At 71.3% G+C, this 21,465-nt stretch carries 22 protein-coding genes, 1 tRNA gene and 1 pseudogene; 9 read left to right on the plus strand and 15 right to left on the minus strand.

The window, feature by feature from the left end; translation table 11 throughout:
* Positions 1–7: 7 nt before the first annotated feature.
* Positions 8–154: a hypothetical protein gene (locus ACH01S_RS43390; RefSeq protein ID WP_157406278.1), complete on the plus strand. Its 147-nt coding sequence runs from the start codon at positions 8–10 to the stop codon at positions 152–154.
* A gap of 42 nt (positions 155–196) precedes the next feature.
* On the opposite strand, the gene ACH01S_RS43395 is transcribed toward ACH01S_RS43390, so the two are convergent.
* Together ACH01S_RS43395 and ACH01S_RS12080 are read right to left on the minus strand one after the other, a co-directional pair.
* Positions 197–364, minus strand: a complete 168-nt coding sequence (locus tag ACH01S_RS43395; RefSeq protein WP_157406279.1) for a hypothetical protein — start codon at positions 362–364, stop codon at positions 197–199.
* 9 nt (positions 365–373) lie between these two features.
* Complete coding sequence (locus ACH01S_RS12080) at positions 374–886, minus strand: hypothetical protein (RefSeq protein WP_067889418.1); 513 nt, start codon at positions 884–886, stop codon at positions 374–376.
* A gap of 548 nt (positions 887–1,434) precedes the next feature.
* On the opposite strand from ACH01S_RS12080, the gene ACH01S_RS43400 reads away from it, so the two are divergent.
* The 3 genes and pseudogenes from ACH01S_RS43400 (at position 1,435) to ACH01S_RS45820 (ending at position 2,971) form a co-directional block, all read left to right on the plus strand.
* The gene (locus tag ACH01S_RS43400; protein WP_148344104.1) at positions 1,435–2,094 is read left to right on the plus strand and encodes a hypothetical protein; all 660 of its coding nucleotides are present in this window, start codon (positions 1,435–1,437) and stop codon (positions 2,092–2,094) included.
* Positions 2,095–2,238: 144 nt separating this feature from the next.
* Positions 2,239–2,742: pseudogene (locus ACH01S_RS45815) on the plus strand (response regulator); the annotation flags it as partial.
* A gap of 52 nt (positions 2,743–2,794) precedes the next feature.
* Positions 2,795–2,971 carry a response regulator transcription factor gene (locus tag ACH01S_RS45820; protein WP_246236566.1) on the plus strand — a complete coding sequence of 59 codons (177 nt, stop codon included), beginning with the start codon at positions 2,795–2,797 and terminating at the stop codon, positions 2,969–2,971.
* Positions 2,972–3,039: 68 nt separating this feature from the next.
* Here ACH01S_RS45820 and ACH01S_RS12085 read toward each other — a convergent pair whose 3' ends face one another.
* Positions 3,040–3,528: a YajQ family cyclic di-GMP-binding protein gene (locus ACH01S_RS12085; protein ID WP_067889420.1), complete on the minus strand. Its 489-nt coding sequence runs from the start codon at positions 3,526–3,528 to the stop codon at positions 3,040–3,042.
* 140 nt (positions 3,529–3,668) lie between these two features.
* Between ACH01S_RS12085 and ACH01S_RS12090 the strand changes: the two genes are divergently transcribed.
* Positions 3,669–3,750, plus strand: a tRNA-Tyr gene (locus ACH01S_RS12090).
* A gap of 121 nt (positions 3,751–3,871) precedes the next feature.
* On the opposite strand, the gene ACH01S_RS43405 is transcribed toward ACH01S_RS12090, so the two are convergent.
* The 8 genes from ACH01S_RS43405 to ACH01S_RS12130 all read right to left on the minus strand — a co-directional run bounded on the left by ACH01S_RS43405 (position 3,872) and on the right by ACH01S_RS12130 (position 12,297).
* The gene (locus ACH01S_RS43405; RefSeq protein ID WP_148344105.1) at positions 3,872–4,345 is read right to left on the minus strand and encodes a hypothetical protein; all 474 of its coding nucleotides are present in this window, start codon (positions 4,343–4,345) and stop codon (positions 3,872–3,874) included.
* 704 nt (positions 4,346–5,049) lie between these two features.
* Positions 5,050–5,907 (minus strand): zinc metalloprotease HtpX, encoded by an 858-nt coding sequence (htpX, locus tag ACH01S_RS12100; RefSeq protein ID WP_218010232.1) that lies wholly within the window; start codon positions 5,905–5,907, stop codon positions 5,050–5,052.
* 113 nt (positions 5,908–6,020) lie between these two features.
* Positions 6,021–7,508 carry an NADH-quinone oxidoreductase subunit N gene (locus ACH01S_RS12105; protein ID WP_067889427.1) on the minus strand — a complete coding sequence of 496 codons (1,488 nt, stop codon included), beginning with the start codon at positions 7,506–7,508 and terminating at the stop codon, positions 6,021–6,023.
* A complete protein-coding gene (locus ACH01S_RS12110; RefSeq protein ID WP_306303240.1) occupies positions 7,508–9,010 on the minus strand; it encodes a complex I subunit 4 family protein in 1,503 nt (500 codons plus the stop codon). The genes ACH01S_RS12105 and ACH01S_RS12110 overlap by 1 nt, the downstream gene beginning before the upstream one ends.
* Positions 9,007–10,869: an NADH-quinone oxidoreductase subunit 5 family protein gene (locus ACH01S_RS12115; protein WP_067889430.1), complete on the minus strand. Its 1,863-nt coding sequence runs from the start codon at positions 10,867–10,869 to the stop codon at positions 9,007–9,009. The genes ACH01S_RS12110 and ACH01S_RS12115 overlap by 4 nt, the downstream gene beginning before the upstream one ends.
* Complete coding sequence (nuoK, locus tag ACH01S_RS12120; protein ID WP_067889433.1) at positions 10,866–11,237, minus strand: NADH-quinone oxidoreductase subunit NuoK; 372 nt, start codon at positions 11,235–11,237, stop codon at positions 10,866–10,868. Before nuoK ends, ACH01S_RS12115 begins: the two co-directional genes overlap by 4 nt.
* Complete coding sequence (locus ACH01S_RS12125) at positions 11,237–11,770, minus strand: NADH-quinone oxidoreductase subunit J family protein (protein WP_067889436.1); 534 nt, start codon at positions 11,768–11,770, stop codon at positions 11,237–11,239. The genes nuoK and ACH01S_RS12125 overlap by 1 nt, the downstream gene beginning before the upstream one ends.
* Complete coding sequence (locus ACH01S_RS12130; RefSeq protein ID WP_148344107.1) at positions 11,767–12,297, minus strand: NuoI/complex I 23 kDa subunit family protein; 531 nt, start codon at positions 12,295–12,297, stop codon at positions 11,767–11,769. Before ACH01S_RS12130 ends, ACH01S_RS12125 begins: the two co-directional genes overlap by 4 nt.
* Before the next feature lie 275 nt (positions 12,298–12,572).
* Here ACH01S_RS12130 and ACH01S_RS45825 point away from each other — a divergent pair, with 275 nt between their 5' ends.
* Positions 12,573–13,259, plus strand: a complete 687-nt coding sequence (locus ACH01S_RS45825) for a helix-hairpin-helix domain-containing protein (protein ID WP_157406280.1) — start codon at positions 12,573–12,575, stop codon at positions 13,257–13,259.
* 12 nt (positions 13,260–13,271) lie between these two features.
* Here the strand turns inward: ACH01S_RS45825 and ACH01S_RS12140 are convergent, their stop codons facing one another.
* Genes ACH01S_RS12140 through ACH01S_RS12155 form a run of 4 tightly spaced genes read right to left on the minus strand, consistent with a single transcriptional unit; the run spans position 13,272 to position 16,083 of the window.
* Complete coding sequence (locus tag ACH01S_RS12140; protein ID WP_067889444.1) at positions 13,272–14,225, minus strand: complex I subunit 1/NuoH family protein; 954 nt, start codon at positions 14,223–14,225, stop codon at positions 13,272–13,274.
* Positions 14,218–14,778 carry an NADH-quinone oxidoreductase subunit C gene (locus ACH01S_RS12145; protein WP_083980589.1) on the minus strand — a complete coding sequence of 187 codons (561 nt, stop codon included), beginning with the start codon at positions 14,776–14,778 and terminating at the stop codon, positions 14,218–14,220. Before ACH01S_RS12145 ends, ACH01S_RS12140 begins: the two co-directional genes overlap by 8 nt.
* On the minus strand, positions 14,775–15,701 hold the full coding sequence (locus ACH01S_RS46895; RefSeq protein WP_067889447.1) for an NADH-quinone oxidoreductase subunit B: 927 nt from the start codon (positions 15,699–15,701) through the stop codon (positions 14,775–14,777). Before ACH01S_RS46895 ends, ACH01S_RS12145 begins: the two co-directional genes overlap by 4 nt.
* A gap of 10 nt (positions 15,702–15,711) precedes the next feature.
* On the minus strand, positions 15,712–16,083 hold the full coding sequence (locus tag ACH01S_RS12155; RefSeq protein WP_067889450.1) for an NADH-quinone oxidoreductase subunit A: 372 nt from the start codon (positions 16,081–16,083) through the stop codon (positions 15,712–15,714).
* Positions 16,084–16,378: 295 nt separating this feature from the next.
* Between ACH01S_RS12155 and ACH01S_RS12160 the strand changes: the two genes are divergently transcribed.
* The 3 genes from ACH01S_RS12160 to ACH01S_RS12170 all read left to right on the plus strand — a co-directional run bounded on the left by ACH01S_RS12160 (position 16,379) and on the right by ACH01S_RS12170 (position 21,463).
* Positions 16,379–17,548 (plus strand): hypothetical protein, encoded by a 1,170-nt coding sequence (locus ACH01S_RS12160; RefSeq protein ID WP_246236445.1) that lies wholly within the window; start codon positions 16,379–16,381, stop codon positions 17,546–17,548.
* Between the two features lie 234 nt (positions 17,549–17,782).
* The gene (locus ACH01S_RS12165) at positions 17,783–19,024 is read left to right on the plus strand and encodes a LolA-like protein (protein ID WP_148344109.1); all 1,242 of its coding nucleotides are present in this window, start codon (positions 17,783–17,785) and stop codon (positions 19,022–19,024) included.
* A 591-nt stretch (positions 19,025–19,615) separates the two neighbouring features.
* Positions 19,616–21,463 (plus strand): 2-oxoacid:acceptor oxidoreductase subunit alpha, encoded by a 1,848-nt coding sequence (locus tag ACH01S_RS12170; RefSeq protein ID WP_067889459.1) that lies wholly within the window; start codon positions 19,616–19,618, stop codon positions 21,461–21,463.
* The last annotated feature ends 2 nt before the right edge of the window (positions 21,464–21,465 follow it).

Below are 21,465 nucleotides of genomic sequence, written 5' to 3' on the forward strand. Positions count from 1 at the left end.
TCCCCCCGTGGGCGGAGTGGCCGCCGGTTTCGGCGGCGCGGCCGCCGCGTCCCCCTGGCTGGGATTCCAGGCGGTCTGGCTGGGCCTGGCCCTCTTCACCCTGATCTCCGCGGCCGTCGCCGTGAAGCGCATCCTCCCCACGCGCAAGGGTTGACCGCGATAAGTCCGGGGCCCGTGACCGCCCCGGCCTTCCCCCCTAAACGACAACGGCCGCGATCGCGACGAACAACTCCTCCCCGCTCTCCAACTCCACGCTGAACATGCCGTTCTCGTCCTCCACGGCACTAACCCGCACCGCCCCGGGAAAGTCCCCCGCGGCCCCCATCAAATAGTCACGAAGATCAACAATAGTCTCTTTAGTCACACCGCCTCCTCACTTGGCATGCTTGCGAGCCGCCCGCGCGAATTCCTCGATCGCCTCGTCGAAAGCACGCACGGCCGCCAGCACCTCCGACGGCAACCCACCGCCAGAACCATCCGCATTAACTGCCCGACGGTGAGCATGCAACTGCATCTCCGCCTTATGCACCTGCTTGGCCCGTTCAACCAACTCTTCAGGGCCGCTCATGACCAGAAGCCCGAAGATCTGACGCATCGAAGCACGGGCCTGATAGAACGCGTCAGTGCTCGCCAGATACTTGTCCGGGTCGGCCCGCGCATCGTCGGGCGAGCGTTCCCTGAGGCGATGAAGCACATTGAACTCCACCAGCCGTTCCCGGGCCGTGGTCGCCGCCTCGATGTAGGCGGCACACCGCTCGGTCCGCTCCCGCCTGATCCGCGCCCGCTCCCCCGCGCCGAGCTTCAACGGCTCAACCAGCGCCCCCAACGTGACCCCCACAAGCGAAGAAAGCGCCCCCACCGCCGTAGCAACAACCGCACCATCCACGCCAAAGAATCCAACAACACCCCCAACCCCCTGACCAGCCCCACTCCGCTAGCACCGGAATGACGCTGGCGCACACTCAAGGGCAGCCGCCTCAAGGCCCGCCAACAGAACCGGCGAACATCCCGATCGACACCGGCGTGCTGGGCGAGTGCCTTCACGAGAGTGAGCGTCTGACTGCCGGTGTCGACAAGTGCGGCCTTGTCCTCACCGTGTCGATCAACCCGGGCCTCGGCGTCCCGAAGCCCCATCTCGACCTCAAGGCGCACGTAGCGCGTTCACATCGGTTTCGAGGGCGCGTTCACGCAAACGAGTGCCCCGGCTCGCGGGGTCGAGGGGCGGCAGAGCCCCCTGGGTCGAGCACGCTCAACCCTCTGCGGTGTGGCTGACCGCTTGTCGCGATCTTGCCCTCAAGCCCGCGAGGCTGGGAACCCCCGAAGCCCCCGCTCCGGATTCGCATAGCGATAATCAAGGTCGGATTCTAGTCCGCCAGCGGTCAAACCCCGCCTGTACATGTCATTTTGTCGCTGGTCTCGCTATCATGCGATCGCATGACGCGCGTTGACTGGCCGCACCTGGATGTGTGGATCGGGCGCAGCCCCCATGACGTCACCCTTAACTTCAGTGCCGCGCCGGGTCGGGACCGAGTAACTGCGCTAATCACGAAAGAACCTCGACCGCTCGTCTGGCTTGGTGTCGTTACTCGCACTGCTGTACAACTGCTTACAGGCCAGCCGGACTACCGGCGCGGCGTTGCAGCCCTGGCCTTGGAGGACTCCTCCGTCCTGCATCCCGAGGCGCCCTCGCGACCTGGCTGGCCGGCACTGCCCTACCGCCTTACACGCACCGACAGAGCTGTAACCATTGGCGGCCGCCGCGATGACGAGCGTCACATAGCCGATGCATACTCGATTTCATTTCCTAGCGATCCAGATCTCGTGTGGAATTTGGATGTCTTTGTGGAAGAGGCTATATGTCGCGTTACAGATATCGATGACTACGAGCAGGCCATCCGTGCCCTAGGCAAGCGTGGCCGCGACCGCGACCGCTTTGGCAATCCTGTGGAGCCTGGCCGCGAGAGCCGGGTCGGTGATCCGTTCGCACGCGCCGGAGGCTGGACTAAAGAGAGCAAAACTCCTATCCCCAAGTGGCGTGGTCGCGATCCTCGCGTCATCTACACCGGACTGCCGGGACAGGGAAAGCGCTATTGAGCGAATGCGGTTGCCCGGTCCGGTAATGCGGGACCAGACGGGACAGTCCGTACCCCAGCGCGCCGAGGCAAGCCACCGCTTCGTCCGGAAGAAGCCGAAGACCTGCGTCGCGATCACGAGCCTGCCGGATGATGGCTAGGCGAGATGCGGCTGATCCACTCCAAACCGCACAGCGGCTCCCGGTGGACGGACAGGGGCGAGCCTCAGACAGGTAGCCGCTCTAGCATCGCGCACCCGGTGAGACCCGGCCCGTGCCGATCCATCCGGAACTCGTCACGCTGCTGCGCCACTCAACATCCCGCCGGGTGGTCGGCTGGCCGTTGGGCCGTGCGGCGAGATCTCGGCCGCTGGACGTGCCTCCGGGTCTGGGACGGGCACGTGAGGCGGTGCTCGGTGGAGGTCGTCGGGGAGGCGGGGAACGGCGCGGACGTGGTGGAGCTGATCCGCCGCACCCGTCCGGACGTGGCGCTGATGGACATCCAGATGCCCGGGACGGACGGGATCGAGGCGACGCGCCAGGTCCTCGCCCATGGAGTGCCGGTGCGGGTACTGATCCTGACGACGTTCGGCCTGGACCACTACGTGTTCCCCGCCCTTCAGGCGGGGGCGAGCGGGTGCCTGCTCAAGGACACCCCGGCCGGCGACCTGCTGACGGTGATCGAGGTCGTGGCCGTCGGCGACGCGGCCCCTGTCGCCGCGCGTGACCCGGCGGCTGGTCGCCGAGTTCGCCAAGCGCTCGACGGTGGCGCTGGCGGCGGAGCGGACCGCGGACCTCACCGCCCGCGAACGCGAGGTGCTGATCCTGGCCGCCCGCGGCCGGGCCCGCCTCGTCATGGCCGCTTACGAAGCAGGACTCACAACCCTGGGCACCCCCTAAGTCGGATGTTCGCCGACGCGGCGGGCGCGGGGCGCGGGCGCAGGTGAGAGCGCCCGCACCCCCGTCAGCTACCGGTAGTTCACGAACTGAAGCGCGACGTCCAGGTCCTTGCCCTTCAGCAGGCTGATGACCTGCTGCAGGTCGTCCTTCTTCTTCGAGGTGACGCGCAGCTCCTCACCCTGGATCTGGGCCTTGATCCCCTTGGGCCCCTCGTCCCGGATGATCTTGCTGATCTTCTTCGCGTCCTCCTGGGCGATGCCCTCCTTGAGGCCCACGCTCAGCTTGTGCACCTTCCCGGACAGCTTCGGCTCACCGGCGTCGATCGCCTTCAACGAGATCCCCCGCTTGACGAGCTTGTCCTTCAACACGTCAAGCACGGCGTTCGCCCGCTCGGCCGTGTTCGCCTGGATCTCGATCGTCTCGCCGGACCACTTGATCCCCGCGTCCACGTTCCGGAAGTCGAACCGGTTGGCCACCTCCTTGGCGGCCTGGTTCAGCGCGTTGTCGACCTCCTGCCGGTCGAGCTTGCTGACGATGTCGAAACTGCTGTCAGCCATCGGCACACACATCCCCTCAGCAGCGTCTTCGCGATCCGTAGAGCCTAGCGACTCCCCCGATCAAGGCCGTCCCGCCTCGATGTCACACCAGCCCCTGCCGTCCGCTATCCTTTCCAGTGCCGTCGCGACAGCGACGCCACGGCGGGTTGCCCGAGTGGCCAATGGGAGCGGACTGTAAATCCGTCGGCTTAGCCTACCCAGGTTCGAATCCTGGACCCGCCACACCGCACGAAACAGCCCTTGACCAGGCCCAACCCGGTCAAGGGCTGTTCTCTATCTGTCCGGCTGTCGCTGCTCGTCTACGGCCTCCTACGGATGCCTGCGCCGAATACGTGCCGAAGTTCTAGGACGCTTTTCGCCTGGTCGCTTCGCTGATTCGACGCATGGCGTCCTCCTCTTGCCCGGCCACGCACTTCGCATGGACGCGCAGCAGAACGGCAACGCTGTGCCCCGCCCATTCGGCACCTGAGCCGGTGCCACTCCGGCCCGAGGTACGTCGACACGGCGGCGTGCCGGAGGTCGTACGGCATCTTCGCGAGCGGCGAGGCCGACCGCCCGGTGGAGTGTTGAACTCCTTGATGTGGTGGCGCAGCAGCGTGACGAGTTCCGGGTGGATCGGCACGGGCCGGGTCTCGCCGGGTGCGCGGTGCTTGAGGGGTTGCCTGTCCCGAGGCTTGCCGCTGTCCGTCCATCGGGAGCCGCTGCGCGGTTCGGAGTGGGTCAGCCGCATCTCGTCGGAGCCGTCGTCCGGCAGGCTCACGAGGTGATCGCGACGCAGGTCTACGGCTTCTTCCGGGCGTAGCGCGGCGTAGTACATGCCATGGCGTTGTTGAAGGTCGCTTGCTTGCGCGTCGCCGTGCTGCCTGCCGCGGGAGTTCCGTCCTGTCGACGGCAGGTCGAGAACTTGCCGCGCGAGCTGCGTCCCCTGTCGGTCCGGCGCGAAGTCGCCTATGTCGACCGTGTTCCGCCCCAGGCAGCGGACGGCCGAGGCCAGGTGTTCGGGCGGGTCCTGCTCACCGTTCTGTAGCCGCCCGCTGTACGCCCAGGCGCGCAGAGCCTCTGTCGCGTCGGTGGGCGCCTCTGCGGTGCCCCGCCGATGGTCCGGAGAGGCGTACGGCCATTTGGCCGCGCAGTAGTCGAGGGAGGACGCGAACCAGGTGATCGCGCGCTCCTCTCGCTCCCACGAGAGCGGATGACCGGTCTTGCTGGAGAATGCCTCGCCCTTACGAGCCGCGGTGAGAAGGGACGAGCGGAAGCTATCGGCTCGGTCTGGCCTGGGGCGCCGGTAGGGTCCTGGTGATCCCGTGGTCGTGCTTGGCGGGGCTGGGCGCCGCGCTGGTCCGCGCCGTGTGGGTGGCCTGCCTGAACCGGCTGAGGCTGCGGCCGGCCGAAAAGGGAGCGCGCCGGCCCCATCCCCCGCAGAAGTGGCCGGCGCGCTCTCGTTGGGTTATGACGCCGCCGCGTCCGGAATGGTTCGGGGGAATTGGCCCAAGTTCTGCGGCGGGTCCGGGAGGACCACCGCTAGCGGCGGCGGCCCGCCATGCGCTCCAGGCGGGCGATGCGGTCGGCCGTGGGCGGATGGGTGGAGAACAGGCGGCCGATGCCGACGCCGGTGAACGGGTTGGCGATCATCAGGGAGCTGGTGGTGGCGAGCTCCGGGTCCTGCGGCAGCGGCATCGCGCGGGTGCCCGCGTCGATCTTGCGGAGGGCGGCGGCGAGGGCGAGCGGGTCGCCGGTGAGCCGGGCCCCGGCGGCGTCGGCGGCGTACTCGCGGGTGCGGCTGATCGCCATCTGCACGACGGCGGCGGCGACCGGGCCGAGGACGATCATCAGCAGCGCGCCGAGGACGCCGGGTCCGTCGTCGTCCTCCGAGCGTCCGATCGGGATGAAGATCGCCAGGTGCGACAGGTAGGTGATCACGGTGGCGATGGCGGCGGCGACGGACGAGATCAGGATGTCGCGGTTGTAGACGTGGGACAGCTCGTGCCCGAGGACGGCGCGCAGTTCGCGCTCGTCCAGCATCTGGAGGATGCCGCGGGTGCAGCAGACGGCGGCGTTGCGCGGGTTGCGCCCGGTGGCGAACGCGTTCGGCTGCCGGGTCTCGGAGACGTAGAGGCGCGGCATCGGCTGGTGCGCCGAGTTCGCCAGTTCGCGGACGAGCCGGTACAGCACCGGCGCCTCGACCTCGCCGACCGGGTGGGCGCGCATGGAGCGCAGCGCGATCCGGTCGCTGAAGAAATAGGCGACGCCGTTGGTCGCCAGCGCGATGACCAGCGCGATCGTCAGCCCGGCCCGGCCGCCGACCGTCCATCCGGCGACGAGCACCAACGCCGACAGCGCCGCGATCAGGGCAGCCGTCTTGACGCCGTTGAACCGCACTTCCGCCCGCCTCCCCGTCGACTCCCGCATGAACATCAACGGTTTGACCTGCGTGAACGTTCCCGTCCCCGCCCATTCACGGTACCCGCAGGGGGGCGTGGGACGAGCCGCGCTCAGGTGGCCTGGGTGACCGTCTGCAGGACGATCTGCGGCGCCACCGACAGCACCACGGCGCCCGCCGCGGCGGCGGCGATCGCGGTCCGGACGGGCAGGCCGGGCGCGGGGTCGTAGGACGGCCCGTCCGCCGGGGTGAACAGCCGGACGGCCCAGGCCAGGTAGTAGTACAGCCCGATCACAGTGTTGACCGCCATGACGACGGCGAGCCAGGTGACGCCGCCCGCGACCGTCGCGCGGAACACGACGACCTTGGCGAACAGTCCCATGACGCCGGGCGGCAGCCCGGCGAGGCAGATCAGGAAGAACGCGAGCGCGGCGGCGACGTGGGGGCTGCGGCGGGCGAGGCCGCGGTAGTCGTCCAGCGTGTCCCATGACGGCGACAGCGGAACGGCGCGGCGGCGGAAGCCGATCACGACGGCGAACGCGCCGAGGTTCATCACGGCGTAGAGCGCGACGTAGGCGGTGGTGGCGGCGACGGCCTCGGGCAGGCGGTCCGCGCCGACGGAGAGCGGCGCCAGCATGTACCCGGACTGCGCGACCGACGACCAGGCGAGCAGCCGGATCGCGGTGCGCTGCCGGAGCGCGACGAGGTTCCCCACCGTCATCGTGACGGCGGCGAGGACGGCGATCACCGGCCCCCACACATGGCCGTAGGACGGCAGGCCGAGCGCGAGGACGATCGTCAGCCCCGCGAACCCGGCGGCCTTCGACACGACGGACAGGAACGCGGCGACGGGCAGCGGGGAGCCCTGGTAGACGTCCGGGGCCCAGAAGTGGAAGGGGACGGCGGCGACCTTGAACGCGAACCCGGCGAGGACGAGCACCGACCCGGCGGCGGCGACCGGGTCGAGGTCGGCGGGCAGCCGCGCCAGCGCGGGCGCGATCCGGTCGAGGTGCATCGCGCCGGTCGCGCCGTAGACGAGGCTGATCCCGAACAGCATGATCGCCGTGGACACCACCGAGACCAGGAACAGTTTCAGCGCGGCCTCGGACGCCGTCCCGTCGTAGCGGCGGAGCGCGGCGAGCGCGAACACCGGCAGCGACAGCGTCTCCAGCGCGACGACCAGCAGGACGAGGTCGCGGGCGGCGACGAGCGTCAGCGCGCCGACGACGGCGGCGAGCAGCAGGAAGTGGTACTCCCCCGCCGGCATCTTCGAGTCGGTGATCTCCTGGAGGGAGAGCAGCACGACGACGACGGCCGCGGCGAGGACGATCCCCTGGAACAGGAGCGTGAAGTCGTCCGCGACGTAGGAGCAGGAGCGGGGCCCGGAGCCGCGCAGGACGCCGGGAAGGCAGAACGTGGCGCGCCGGTCCCCGAAGGACAGCACGGCGACGGCGGCGAGCGCGACCGCCAGCGCGCCGCCGGACAGCAGCGAGATCAGGCGGCGGGGCGCGTCGAAGGCGTCGGCGAGCAGCAGCGCCAGCGCGGCGGCGGCGAGGATCAGCGGCGGCGCGATCGCCGCGTAGTCGATGCCCTGGATCATCAGCCGCCTCCGAACAGCGCGCGGACGGGGTCGGTCGTCACGTCCAGCAGGGTCTTCGGCCACAGGCCGACGAGCAGCGTGAGCCCGATCAGCGGGACCCAGGCGGCGTACTCCTGCACGGACACGGCGGGGGCCGGGCCGCCCGACGCGCCGTCCGCCCGCCCATGGGTCAGCTTGGCGAGCATGCGCAGGAAGTAGGCGGCGGTGAGGACCGCGCCGAGCGCGGCGACGGCCATGAACGTCACGAACGTCTCGCGCGGCAGGTCGGCGTGCGGGCGGTACGCGCCGAGCAGCGCGAGCATCTCGCCCCAGAACCCGGCGAGCCCCGGCAGCCCGAGCGAGGCGACCGACGCGAACGTGAGGACGGACGCGAGCCGCGGCGACGTGCCGAGCAGCCCGCCGCCGAGCGCGTCCATGTCGGCGGTGCCCCAGCGCTCCTTGACCGATCCGGCGAGGAAGAACAGCAGGCTGGTGACGAGGCCGTGCGCGACGTTGCCGAACAGCGCCGCGTTGATCCCGACCGGGGTGAGCGTCGCGATGCCGAGCAGCACGAAGCCCATGTGCCCCACGGACGAGTACGCGATCATCCGTTTCAGGTCGCGCTGGGCGAGGCAGGCGAGCGCGCCGTAGACGATCCCGATCACGGCGAGGAGGCCGAGCCAGGGCGCCCAGAACCGGGCGCCGTCCGGGGCGAGCGGCAGCGCCACCCGGACGAGCCCGTACGTCCCCATCTTCAGCAGCACCCCGGCGAGCAGCACGGACCCGACGGTCGGGGCCTCGGTGTGCGCGTCCGGCAGCCAGGTGTGCAGCGGCCACATCGGCGCCTTCACCGCGAACCCGACGCCCATCAGCGCGAACGCCGCGAGCTGCACGCCGTGCGAGAGCCCGGAGCCGTGCCGGGCGGCCAGCTCGGTCATGTCGAGCGTGCCCGCCGTCGCGCCGACGAGCAGCATCCCGGCGAGCAGCAGGCCGGAGCCGAGCAGGGTGTAGAGGATGAACTTGGTGGCGGCGGCGCGGCGGTCCGTCCCGCCCCACAGCATGATCACCACGTACATGGGGACCAGGACGGTCTCGAAGAACACGAAGAACAGCACGAGGTCGAGCGCGACGAACGTGCCGAGCAGCCCGACCTCCAGGACGAGCAGCAGCGCGGTCAGCAGCCGGATCCGGCCGCCCGCCGGAGGGTGGCGCAACGTGTAGAGGAAGCAGAGGAACGTCAGCAACGCGGTCAGCACGACCAGCGGCAGCGAGATCCCGTCGACGCCGAGGTGGAAGCGGAGCCCGATCGCGGGCGCCCACTCGCGGTCGATTTCGAGCTGCATCCGGGACGTCGCGCCGAAGTCGAACGCCGTCAGCGCGGACACGGCGACGAGCAGCGTCGCGCCGGACACGGCCGTGCCGAACGCGCGGACGGCGAAGTCGGTCCGCAGGAACCGGTTCGCCGGGACGAGCATCGCCAGCGCCCCGGCCAGCGGGATCGCCATCATCAGCACGAAGATCACAGCAGGATCACCACCCCGGCCACGATGACGACGACCCCCGCGAGCAGGCCGGTCAGATAGGTCTGCGCGTTGCCGTTCCGCGGGACGCGCAGCACCCCGCCGAGCCGGGTCGCGGCGCGTCCGGAGCCGACGACGGCGGCGTCCACGCGGCGTCCGTCGAACCGGACGACCTGCCGCGCCAGCGCCAGCACGGGACGGACGACCGCCAGCGCGTACAGCTCGTCCACGTAGAAGGCGCGCGCGAACACCGGACGCACCCGTCCGAGCAGGCGCGCCGGGTCGAGCGCCGGGTCGCGGTTCCAGACGAGGAACGCCGCGCCCCCGCCCAGGACGACGAGCAGCGACGCGAGCACCGTGGACCCGGCATGGGGACGCAGTTCCGCGGCCCCGAGCCCGAAGAACCCGAGGATCGCGGCGGGAACGGCCAGGACGGCGACCGTCCACGACATGAACCTGGACGGTTCGCGCATCTCGTACGTCCCGCGCGGCTCCCCGAAGAACGTCATCAGCCACGCCCGCATCGCGTACGCCGCCGTCAGCGCCGCGGTGAGCAGCAGCCCCAGGTAGACGAGCCACGCCACCCCGCCGGGCACGGTCCCGGACGGGCCGCCGTGGAGGGCGGCGTGCTGCGCGGCCTCGATGACCGAGTCCTTGCTGAACCAGCCGCTGAACGGCGGGACGCCCGCGAGCGCCGCCAGCCCGACCGTCATCGACCAGAACGTGACCGGCATGCCGCGCCGCAGCCCGCCGTACTGGGCGAGCAAGGTCGATCCGGCGACGACGATCACGCATCCGGCGGCGAGGAACAGCAGCGCCTTGAACGCGCCGTGCGTCAGCAGGTGGAAGATCGCGGCGGACTTCGCGCCGACCGCGAGCGCGGCCGCCATCACGGCGAGCTGGCTGATCGTCGAGTAGGCGAGGACGCGTTTGACGTCGTCCTGCGCCAGCGCCGCGAGCGCCGAGCCCACCATGGAGATCACCGCGATGACGCCGAGCACGGCGAGCGCCGCCGACGCCGCCGCGAACACCTCGTACACGCGGGCGACGACGTAGACGCCCGCCGCGACCATCGTGGCCGCGTGGATCAGGGCGCTGACCGGGGTGGGACCGGCCATCGCGTCCGGCAGCCAGGTGTGCAGCGGAAACTGCGCGCTCTTGCCCGCCACCCCGGCGAGCAGCAGCAGCGCGCCCGCCGTGACGGTCGCGTCCGGCAGCGTCGCCGCCTTCTGCACGACGGCGCCGATCTGGAACGTCCCGGCGCCGGCGCCGAGGACGAGCACGCCGATCAGGAACCCCGCGTCGCCGAGCCGCGTGACGAGGAACGCCTTCACCGCCGCCCGCGAGTTCGCCCGCTCCTCCCAGTGGTGCCCGATCAGGAAGTACGAGCAGATGCCCATGACCTCCCACCCCACGTAGAGGACGAGGAGGTCGCCGGAGTAGACGACGAGCAGCATCGCGGACGTGAACATCGACACGAACGCGGCGTACGACGAGTAGCGCCGGTCGCCCTTCATATAGGCGACCGAGTACACCTGGACGGCGAGGGCGACGCAGCAGACCATCAGCCCGACGACGGCGGCCAGGCCGTCCACCTGGAGGCCGACGCGGATCGGCACGGAGCCGGTCTCGACGACGGTGAGCAGGCCCGTGCGCGGGCCGGGGTCGCGCCACACCGCGAACGCGACGATCGCGGACAGGACGAGCGACACCCCGACCGGCACGCACGCGATCAGCGCGGGCCCGTTGCGCAGCGGCCCACCGCCGCCGCCCAGCAGGCGGGTCAGGGACGGGCCGGACAGCAGCCCGGCGAACGCGGCGAGGAACGGCAGCAGCGCCACCAGGGAGGCGAGCCAGATCACGGCGCGGCCTCCTCGACCCGCTCCGGCTCGGCGCCCTGGGGCGCCGGTTCCTCGGCGGCCGGTTCCTCGGCGAGGGTGCGGAGGCGGTCGACGTCCACCATCCGCCGGTTCCGGAACACCAGCAGGACGAGCGCGAGCCCCAGCCCGATCTCCGCCGCCGCGATCACGATCGTGAACAGCGTGAGGACCTGCCCGCCGTGCAGCCGGTCGCGGTAGAAGACGTCGAACGTGACGAGGTTGAGGTTGACCGCGTTCAGCATCAGCTCGACCGACATCAGCACGAGGATCGCGTTGCGCCGCGCCAGCACCCCGTACACACCGACGGAGAACAGCAGCGCGGCGACGACCGTCGGGTACGCGAGGTGCATCAGACGTCGCCCCCCTCGCCGGTCCTCGCGCGGGGCCCGATGTCGGACCGGGACAGGACGATCGCGCCGACCAGCGACGCCAGCAGCAGCACCGACAGGATCTCGAACGGCAGCACCCACGTGCGGAACACTCCGGCGCCGAGCTCCTCCGCCGATCCGCCGCCCTCGCGGAGCGGGGTCCGCGCGTCCCCGAAGCCCATGACGACGACGGTCACGAGGACGGCGGCCGTCGCGGCGGCGACGCCGAGCGCCGCCCACCGGTTGCCGGAGTCGAGGTCGGCGGACTCCCCGATCGGCGCCCGGGTCAGCATGATCCCGAACAGCAGCAGGACGACGACCGCGCCGACGTAGATCAGCACCTGCACCCACGCGACGAACTCCGCGGTGAGGACGAGGTAGCCGCCCGCGAGCGCGCCGAACGACACCACCAGCCACAGCGCCGCGTGGACGAGCCGCCGCGTCGTCACCACCAGGACGGCGGACCCGACCGCGACGACGCCGAGCAGCGTGAACACGACCTCCTGGCCGCTCACCGCGGCGTCCCGGGGCGGCGGCGCGCGGCGGCCTTCGCGGCCGCGGCGATCTCCTTCGGCGGCTCGGCGGCCGGGTCGTGCGCCTGCGGCGGCGGGACGGTCCACATCCATTCCCGCAGCCGTTCCTTCTCGTGCGTCAGCTCGGCGATGTCGTACTCGGCGTACTCGAATTCCGGCGACCAGAACAGGGCGTCGAACGGGCACACCTCGATGCAGATGCCGCAGTACATGCAGAGCGCGAAGTCGATGGCGAACCGGTCGAGGACGTTGCGGGTGCGGGCGCGCCCGCCGCCCTCGGCGGGCAGCGTCTCCTTGTGCGAGTCGATGTAGATGCACCAGTCGGGGCATTCGCGGGCGCACAGCATGCAGACGGTGCAGTTCTCCTCGAACAGCGCGATGACACCGCGGCTGCGCGGAGGCAGGTCCGGCTGCACTTCGGGGTATTGACGCGTTATGGAGCGCCGCGTCATCGTTCGCAACGTGACCGCCAGCCCCTTGGCCAGCCCGCCTCCTGGTAGCCGTCCCACCCGCCCCATGATTGCGCACGATCGGCGCGCGGGGAACGCGACCGGGTCCGGCTTCGTCTCATCTGTGAGGGGTGTGCGGCTTTGAGCGGGAACGTTGCGCAGGAGGTCTGGTGAGCGATCACGCGGAGCGCCCCGACGACATTGGGCCCGGGCACCGTCCGCGGCCCTCCGCCCACCGCGGTCCGGCGGGGCGTCGGCCGCGGCCGTACGGGGCTCCGCCGGGGTGGCGTCCGCCCTATCCGCGGCCGCCGGTTCCGCCCGTCCCGGTCACGCCGGTGCCGCATGTTCCTCCTGTTCCGCCGCCGCCTCCGCCGCCCGTCCCGGTGCGGGGGCCGGAGAGCTCGCGCGGGGTGCTGTGGGCGGCGATCCCGTTCCTCACCCTCGGCTACGGGACGCCCGTGTCCTTCCTCTACGCGGCCGTGAAGCGCGGGTCGTGGCAGCTCGGCGCGACCGCGGCCGGGTACGGCGCGGGGACGGCGGGCGTGCTCGTCCTGCTCCAGCTCGGCAGCGCGGCCTCGGTCGTCCTCGGCTCCTTCCTGGCGATCATGCTGTGGCTGGCGGGCACCGGGCACGCGTTCGCCGTGCGGACGTCCGTCTTCCCGCCCGAGGCCCCGCGCAACAGGCTCAACGAGCACGCGATCGAGGTCGCCAAGTACCGCCGGGGCCTGCGCGAGGACGCCCGGGCCCTCGCCGCCGAGGATCCGGCGCTGGCCCGCGAGCTGCGGATCGGCCGTCCGGACGTGCCCCGCACCTACGACGACGGCGGCCTCGTGGACGTCAACCACGCCCCGCCGGAGATCCTCGCCGCGCTGCCCGGCATGACGTCGGAGATGGTGGAGCGGGTGGTGCGCCGCCGCGAGGAACACGGCGGCTTCGTCTCCGCCGAGGAGATGGCGGTGGACGCCGACATCCCGCCGGACGTCCTCCCCGAGATGGCCGACTTCACCATCTTCCTGCGCTGACCCGCCGGGCCCTCAGAGCGCGACCTTGAGGACGCCGGTCAGCGCGAGCTGCGCCAGCGACAGCGGCACGAGCCAGCCCCAGGCGAGTTTTTGCAGCTGGTCCTCGCGCATGCGCGGGTAGCTGACCCGGAACCAGATCACGCAGAACGCGAGCACGGCGACCTTGAGCAGCGTCCAGAGCCAGCCCAGCTCGGTGTTCAGGAACGGGCCCTTCCAGCCGCCGAGGAACAGCACGGCCGTCAGCCCGCACAGGACGACGATCCCCGCGTACTCGGCCAGCAGGAAGAACGCGAACCGCAGCCCGCCGTACTCCGTGTACGGGCCGAAGATGATCTCCGAGTCGGCGACCGGCATGTCGAACGGCGGGCGGCGCAGCTCCGCGAGCCCCGCGACGAAGAACACGACGGCGCCGACCGCCTGCCAGGGCAGCCAGTACCAGCGCCACTCGCCGACGATGCCCTGGAGGGAGAGCGTCCCGGCGGCCATCGCGACCGACGACGCGGCGAACACCATCGGCAGCTCGTACGACATGAGCTGCGCGGCGACCCGCATCCCGCCGAGCAGCGAGTACTTGTTCGCGCTCGCCCAGCCCGCCATGATCGCGCCGATCACGCCGACGCCCATCACGGCCAGCGCGAAGAAGACGCCCGGCCCGAGGTCGAGCGCCACCTGCCCGCCGGGCCCGATCGGGATGACGAGCAGCACCAGCAGGTAGGGGACGAGCGCCACGCCCGGGGCCAGCTTGAACACCCACCGGTCGGCGTCGCGCGGGACCACGTCCTCCTTCTGCGCGAACTTCACGCCGTCGGCGACGAGCTGCGCCCAGCCGTGGAAGGCGCCCGCGTACATGGGTCCGAGACGGCCCTGCATGTGCGCCATCACCTTGTGCTCGGCCTGCCCGACGAGCAGCGGCAGCAGCGCGAACGCGCCCGCCACCAGCGCGAGCTTGACCACGACCTCAAGCATCGGGCCCCCAGTCGTCGGGTACGCCGGGTGGCCGCATACGGCGCCGGCTGGGCGCGCCGTGCCCCGATTCGCCGGGTTCCTTCGCGCCCGGCCACGGCTTGGCGACGCGGGCGGCGAGGACGAAGTCCTTGCGGAGCGGGTGGCCCTCGAAACCGTCCGGGAGCAGCAGCGGGACGAGGTTCGGGTGCCCCTCGAACAGGACGCCGAACATCTCCGCCGTCTCCCGCTCGTGCCACGCCGCGCCCCGGTAGACGCCCGTCGCGGTCGGCAGGACGGGTTTCCGCTTCGGCACGCGCGTCCGGATCAGCAGGTGGTGGCGGCGTTCGAGCGAGTACACGTGGACGACCACGGCGAAGCCGTCGGCCAGTTCGTCCACGCCGGTCAGCCAGTCGAAGAAGCCGCAGGACAGCTCGTCGCGGGCGAAGGCCAGCGCGTCCAGCCAGTGCTCGGGCGGGACGCCGACCGCGAGCCCGCCGGTCGTCTCCTCGGTGCTGATCTCGTCGCCGTAGCGGGACGTCCAGGCGTCGTGGAGGGCCTCGGCCTCGGGGCTCACCGGTCGCGCCCGATCTGGTCGTCGTGGCCGTCGTCGTGATCGTCGTCCATCAGGCCGGGGATGATCGACGGGTCGTGCCGGTCGGTGTCGTCCGCGATGGGCGCGACGGGGCGCGTCACCTCGTCGTCCGTGACCGGCACGTTGGGACGGGTCACCTCGTCGTCCTCGATCGGCGCGACGGGGATGGTCACGTCGTCCGGGCGCACCGGCTCCTCCCCGAGGTGCTGGACGGGCACGGTCGCGTCGTCGGCGCCGTCCGGCGGGGACGCCTCGCCCGCGTCCCCGTTCGCGGCCTCGCCCATGACGTCCCAGTGCTCGAACGTCTCGTCCTCCCGCGGAGGCGGCGGCTGGATCGGGCGGCGCAGCACCGTCGCGGTGAACGGCCGCGGCCCCGGCGGCGGGGACGACGGCTCACCGCCACCGCCGTACCGGTCCCCGAGCGACTCGGCCGCGATCTTCTCCTGCAGATGGACGATCCCCTGGAGCAGCGCCTCCGGACGGGGCGGGCAGCCCGGCACGTACACGTCCACCGGGATGATCTGGTCGACGCCCTTGGTCACGCAGTAGGAGTCCCAGTAGGGCCCGCCGCAGTTGGAGCACGCGCCGAACGAGATGACGTATTTGGGCTCGGGCATCTGCTCGTACAGGCGGCGCACCGCGGGCGCCATCTTGTCGCTGACGGTGCCGGACACGACCATGAGGTCGGCCTGCCGCGGACCGGGCGCGAACGGGATCACGCCGAGCCGGATGAAGTCGTGCCGCGCCATGGACGTCGCGATGAACTCGATGGCGCAGCAGGCCAGGCCGAAGTTGAAGACCCACAGCGAGTAGCGGCGGCCCCAGTTGAGCACGAACTTGACCGGCTTCGGCGCGAGCCGCGACAGCGGCCCGACGCTCGGCGGGGGTAGATCGACGGTGCCCACGGGAGCATTGTTACACCCAGGACAGCACGCCCTTCTTGCCCGCGTACGCGAGCCCGACCGCGAGGAAGGCGAGGAACACGAACATCTCGCCGAGGGTGGTCGCGCCGTACCCCGGGTCGGAGAAGACCGTCGCCCACGGGAACAGGAACACCGCGTCGACGGCGAACACGACGTACAGGTAAGCGAAGACGTAGTAGCGGACGTACGAATGCGCCCACCCCTCGCCCACCGGATCGACGCCGCATTCGTACGTCGTCAGTTTCTCCGCCGTGGGACGGTGCGGACGAAGCATCCGGTTGGCGGTGAGCGCACCGCCGACGATTCCCGCGCCGACGAGGAGCAGAGCAACCACGACGACATATGTGTCGAAATAGTTATGCACCAGATCCTCCCCGGCTGCGTCTCATCCAGTATCCCCGTGTCGGGCCACGCGGGGGCACTGTGACCTTGTACCTCCACACCGGGGGCAGCAGGATGTCATGGTTTTACTGCACACTAGATTTGCATTGGGGTCAGTTGACCTGGAAGGACGTGACAGGATGAGCAACCCTCCGCCGCCCCCGGGCTGGGACCCCCCGGGCGGTGCCTCCTGGCCGCCTCCGCCGCCGCCCGCCGGACCGGGCGGACCGGGTCCGGGCGGGCCCGGAACCCCCGGCGGACCTGGGGCTCCCGGTGGAGTGGGCCCCGGCGGACCGCCGCCTCCGCCCGGTGGCTACGGCGGCCCCGGCACGCCGCCGCCCTTCTTCCCGCCGCCGCCCGGCGGCCCGCTCGGCCCCGGCATGCCGCCGCCGAAGCGCGGCGGAGGCGGCGCGGTGATCGCGGCGATCCTCGGCGGCGCGGTGGTCGTGCTGGTCCTGATCGGCGTCGTGGTGTACGTGCTGACCGCGGGCAGCGGCAAGTCGCCGGAGGAGAAGCTGACCGCGGCGGCCGTCAGCATGGACTCCGCCCGCGCGGTCACGCTGAAGGGCACCATGGGCGGCACGGGGACGCTGAACGGTGAGGTGAACGTCACCAAGGGCGGGCGCGCGGCCGGCGACGTCACCTGGAACGGCGACAGCGTGACGCTGCTCTCGGCCGACGGCAAGCTGTTCGTGAAGGCCGACTCCGCGTACTGGAAGAAGGAGCTGTCCTCGAACGACGACCCGTTCTTCCTGACGTCCGGCCAGCAGTGGGGGCGGCTCAGCCCCGACGAGCTGAACCTCGACTTCAAGGCCCAGCTCTCGCCGGCGGCGCTGGCGGGCAAGCTGCGCGCCGCGCGGACGTCGAGCGTCAAGCCCATCAAGACGACCTGGCAGGGCAAGAAGGCGCTGAAGTTCAGCACGTTCTCCTCCACCCTGTACATCACCGACGAGGACGACGCCGAGCTGCTCCGCTACGAGGCGACGACGCCGCGGGTGCGCGTCGACGTCACGCCGAAGAGCTCCAGCGACGCCTCGTCCGTCCTGTCCAACATGCGGACGAGCATCGGTGAGCTGAAGGACTCCTTCAACGGCTCCGCCCAGCCGCGCGTCGCCGAGTGGAAGCGCGGCGGCTGCAACGGCGACTCCGGCTGCACGGTCGAGGCGAAGATCCGCCCGCCGTACGACGTGGAGACGCCCGTCACGATCGACGTCCGGTTCCGGCTCACCGCGGGGACGCTGACCGGCCGCGACCTCGGCAACTGCACGACCCGCATCACGATGACCAGCTCCACCCCGCAGTGGGCGAGCTGCCGGGTCACGAGCAGCTCGTGGACGAGCTGGGCGAAGGCCACCGGCGGCACGTTCTACAAGCACGCCTCCTACAAGGTGATCGGCGCGACCTCCGAAGAGGTCTCGTCGATGCAGAGCGGCCTCGACAGCGAGTAGGGGCTCGCCCCTCGCGACCCCGGGTGCCCGGCGGCGCTTTCCCAAGATCGGGAACAGCGCCGCCGGGCACCCTTATGCTCGTTGGGGACGCCCCAGGGCCGGCGGCCCCCGAATCCGTGACCGAAACCGTCCGGACACCGCCGGCGGCATTCCCGGGCGCCGTCCGGATTCCTTGCTTTGTGCCTGACGGTCGGGCCGCGACCCGGCCCCGGAAGTGAGCAGAGTGAGCCCCCAGTGAGCGTTGAACAGGACGACCCGTCACCCGCGCCCGCCGCGCCGCGGCCCCCGCTCCCCCACCCGCCGCCCCCGCGGGCGGTGTTCAGGAGGCGGCGGCTGGCCGTCGCGGCCGGGGCGGCGGCGGCCGTCGTGGCGGTCGGCGCGGGCGCCGCGGTCGCGCTGACCGGGGACGGCGAGCCGGCCGGAAGGCCGGTGAAGCCGACCGTGTCCGCCGCGCCCCCGGAGTGGTCGGTCAAGGCGGGACGGCTGCTCACGTCCGGTCCGGGCGTCCGCTACGACGGGGCGCTGACGGTGGGCGGCAGGACCGTGCTCGCCCGGCTGCGGATCACCCCGGCGGGCTCGGCGACCGGCACGCTGACGGCCGGTCCGCTGACGGCGTCCGTCGTCGCCGTCGACAACGCGACATATCTCAAGGCGGGGCTCGCGTTCTGGCGCGACTACGCGGGCGAGGTCGCGCACCCCGAGTACTACGCCGGACGCTGGGCGAAGGCCCCCGCCGCCCTGCCCGGCTTCGACGTCGCGAGCGTGCTCGGCCCGGAGGCGATCGCCCGGACGCTCGCGAAGGCCCCCCGGCGCCCGGCCACGGAGGACGTCGGCGGACGTCCCGCCTACAAGGTCAGGACGCCGACCGCCGAGTACCTGGTGGCGTCGGCGGCGCCGTACCGGCTGCTGGCGGTGCGCGCGACCGGGCCGAACGCGCCGTGGTTCACGGCCGCGCCGGTGGCGGCGCCCGCGCCGGTGTTCGCCGAGCTGCGGTCCCGGGTGGCCCGGCTCGGCGGGGCCGCCGATCCGGGGCTGCGCTTCCGTCCCGGGACGCTCACGTTCAGCAACTGCGACCAGAACACGAACGGCTGCACGGTGACCGTCCCCGCCACATTGGACTCTCCCGCCGGAACGGTTCCGTCCGGGGCGCGGGCGGCGCTGCGGGCGGCGATCACCTCGCGCGGGCGGCCGCTCGGGTCGTGCGCCGAGTCGAAGCCGGTCCCGGCGAGCCGGGCGCTGGTGCTGACCTGCACCGTGAAGAGCGGGCTGTGGCGGCGCTGGGTGCGGACCGCGCTCGACAACCCCGGCTCGTACCCGTACGCGGCGACGGCCCAGGTCATCGGGGAGGCGGTGGCGGTGGCGGACGTCCCGAAGCTGCTCGCCGCCGTCGACCGCGAGCGGGCCTCGGTCGCCCAGCCGGAACCGGCCACGCCGGGCACGCCGGGCTTCGGCCCGCCCGAATCGGGCCCGGCCTGACCTGGCGGTCCCGTCGGCGGGACAGAACGCGCACAGGCCGCGAAGCGGGCCGCGCCGGTGGGTTCGCGAGCGCCACGCAAGGCCCGGTGCAGGTGAACTTTATTCCGCCTGTCTACACTTCGGGACGTGAACGCCACGCCCGCGGGGAGCCGCGGCTCCTCGACGAACCTCGCGCGGCGCCTGGTCAGGCGGCTGCACGTCGACCTGTGCCGGCAGCGCAGCAGCCTGTGTCGACGATGAACTCGGGGACCCGCCGGGGTCGTACCACGGGATAGGACCTGCCCGAATCCGGGAGGGCCCAGTGAACCCCGCATCGGAGTGATACGTCTTGTGTTACGGGGTCACGACCTCCCAGGAAGCGGGACGTCACACGACGGGCGGAGTGGCGGCCCCGGTCCATGCCTCGAAGGACCGGCGGCGACCGGCGACCGGACGCGGCGGCTTGTCGCAGCGTGCCGTCATCCCGGTGAGCAGTCCGTCCCCGACACCATCATCGAAGCCCGGACATACCATGAAGGTAATCCTAAGTAGCATCACGTTCCTGGGTGCCTCCCCCAGGACGGATGCTGCGCGTCGAGGAGGTCTTCCTCTGTGACCAAACAGGTCCAGCAGCTCGACCGCGTCATCATCCGCTTCGCCGGGGACTCCGGCGACGGGATGCAGTTGACCGGCGACCGCTTCACCCAGGAGACCGCGGCGTTCGGCAACGACTTGTCGACCTTGCCGAACTTCCCGGCCGAAATCCGCGCCCCCGCCGGGACCCTCCCCGGCGTTTCCAGCTTCCAGTTGCACTTCGCCGACCACGACATCCTCACGCCGGGCGACGCGCCCAACGTCCTGGTCGCGATGAACCCGGCCGCCCTGAAGGCCAACCTCGGCGACCTGCCCCGCGGGGCCGACCTCATCGTCAACACCGACGAGTTCACCAAGCGGAACCTCGCCAAGGTGGGCTACGAGACGAACCCCGTCGAGGACGACTCGCTCGCCGAGTACCGGGTGCACGCGCTGCCGCTCACCTCGATGACCGTCACCGCGCTCACCGACTACGACATCTCCAAGAAGGACGCGGAGCGCGCGAAGAACATGTTCGCGCTCGGGCTGCTGTCCTGGCTGTACCACCGTCCCACCGAGGGAACGATCTCCTTCCTGGAGAAGAAGTTCGGCAACAAGCCCGAGATCATGAAGGCCAACATCGCGGCCTTCCAGGCGGGCTGGTCCTACGGCGAGACCACCGAGGCGTTCTCGGTGCAGTACGAGATCAAGCCCGCCGAGCACGAGCCCGGCCTGTACCGCAACATCACCGGAAACCTCGCGCTCGCCTACGGCCTCGTCGCCGCGGGCGTGCAGAGCGGGCTGCCGATCTTCCTCGGCTCGTACCCGATCACCCCGGCGTCCGACATCCTGCACGAGATGTCGAAGCACAAGCGGTTCGGCGTCCGGACGTTCCAGGCCGAGGACGAGATCGCCGCGGTCGGCGCGGCGCTCGGCGCCTCCTTCGGCGGGTCGCTCGGCGTCACCACGACGTCCGGCCCCGGCATCGCGCTGAAGAGCGAGACGATCGGGCTCGGCGTCGCGACCGAGCTTCCGCTGCTGGTCATCGACGTGCAGCGGGCGGGCCCGTCCACCGGGATGCCGACCAAGACCGAGCAGGCCGACCTGATGCAGGCCATGTACGGCCGCAACGGCGAGGCGCCCGTCCCGGTGATCGCGCCGCAGTCGCCGTCGGACTGCTTCGACGCCGCGATCGAGGCCGCCCGGATCGCGGTGAAGTACCGCACCCCGGTGATCATCCTGTCGGACGGCTACCTCGCCAACGGCTCCGAGCCGTGGCGGCTGCCGGACGTCGCGTCGCTGCCGACGATCGAGCCCGGCTTCGCCGCGCCCGCGGCGGACGGCGCCGAGTTCCAGCCGTTCGCCCGCGACGCCGACACCCTCGCGCGCCCGTGGGCGGTGCCGGGGACGGCGGGCCTGGAGCACCGGATCGGCGGCCTGGAGAAGGCCGACATCACCGGCAACATCTCCTACGACCCCGCCAACCACGACCGCATGACGAGGCTCCGGCAGGCCAAGGTCGAGGGCATCGCGAACGACATCGCGCCGCTCGCGGTGGACGACCCGTCCGGCGCGGCGCGCGTCCTCGTCCTCGGGTGGGGCGGGACGTACGGCGCGATCTCGGCGGGAGTGCGGCGCGTCCGGGCGTCCGGGCGGAACATCGCGCAGGCCCACCTGCGCCACCTCAACCCGTTCCCCGCGAACCTGCCCGAGGTGCTGCGGTCCTACGACAGGGTCGTCGTGCCGGAGATCAACCTCGGCCAGCTCGCGATGCTGCTGCGCGGCCGGTACCTCGTCGACGTGATCGGCTACAACCAGGTCCGCGGCCTGCCCTTCAAGGCCGAAGAGCTGCAGGGCGTCATCCAGGATGTGATCGACAGTGAGTGACA

The organism is Actinomadura chibensis NBRC 106107, from assembly GCF_001552135.1.
Taxonomy (GTDB): domain Bacteria; phylum Actinomycetota; class Actinomycetes; order Streptosporangiales; family Streptosporangiaceae; genus Spirillospora; species Spirillospora chibensis.

Bases quoted from the DNA above. Each gene is read 5' to 3' on its own strand.
- ACH01S_RS12105 (WP_067889427.1), bottom strand. From the start codon at position 7,508: ATGATCCAGGGCATCGACTACGCGGCGATCGCGCCGCCGCTGATCCTC.
- nuoK (WP_067889433.1), bottom strand. From the start codon at position 11,237: ATGCACCTCGCGTACCCGACGGTCGTCGCCGCGCTGCTGTTCTCCGTC.
- ACH01S_RS12140 (WP_067889444.1), bottom strand. From the start codon at position 14,225: ATGCTTGAGGTCGTGGTCAAGCTCGCGCTGGTGGCGGGCGCGTTCGCG.
- ACH01S_RS43405 (WP_148344105.1), bottom strand. From the start codon at position 4,345: ATGTACTACGCCGCGCTACGCCCGGAAGAAGCCGTAGACCTGCGTCGC.
- ACH01S_RS12085 (WP_067889420.1), bottom strand. From the start codon at position 3,528: ATGGCTGACAGCAGTTTCGACATCGTCAGCAAGCTCGACCGGCAGGAG.
- ACH01S_RS43400 (WP_148344104.1), top strand. From the start codon at position 1,435: ATGACGCGCGTTGACTGGCCGCACCTGGATGTGTGGATCGGGCGCAGC.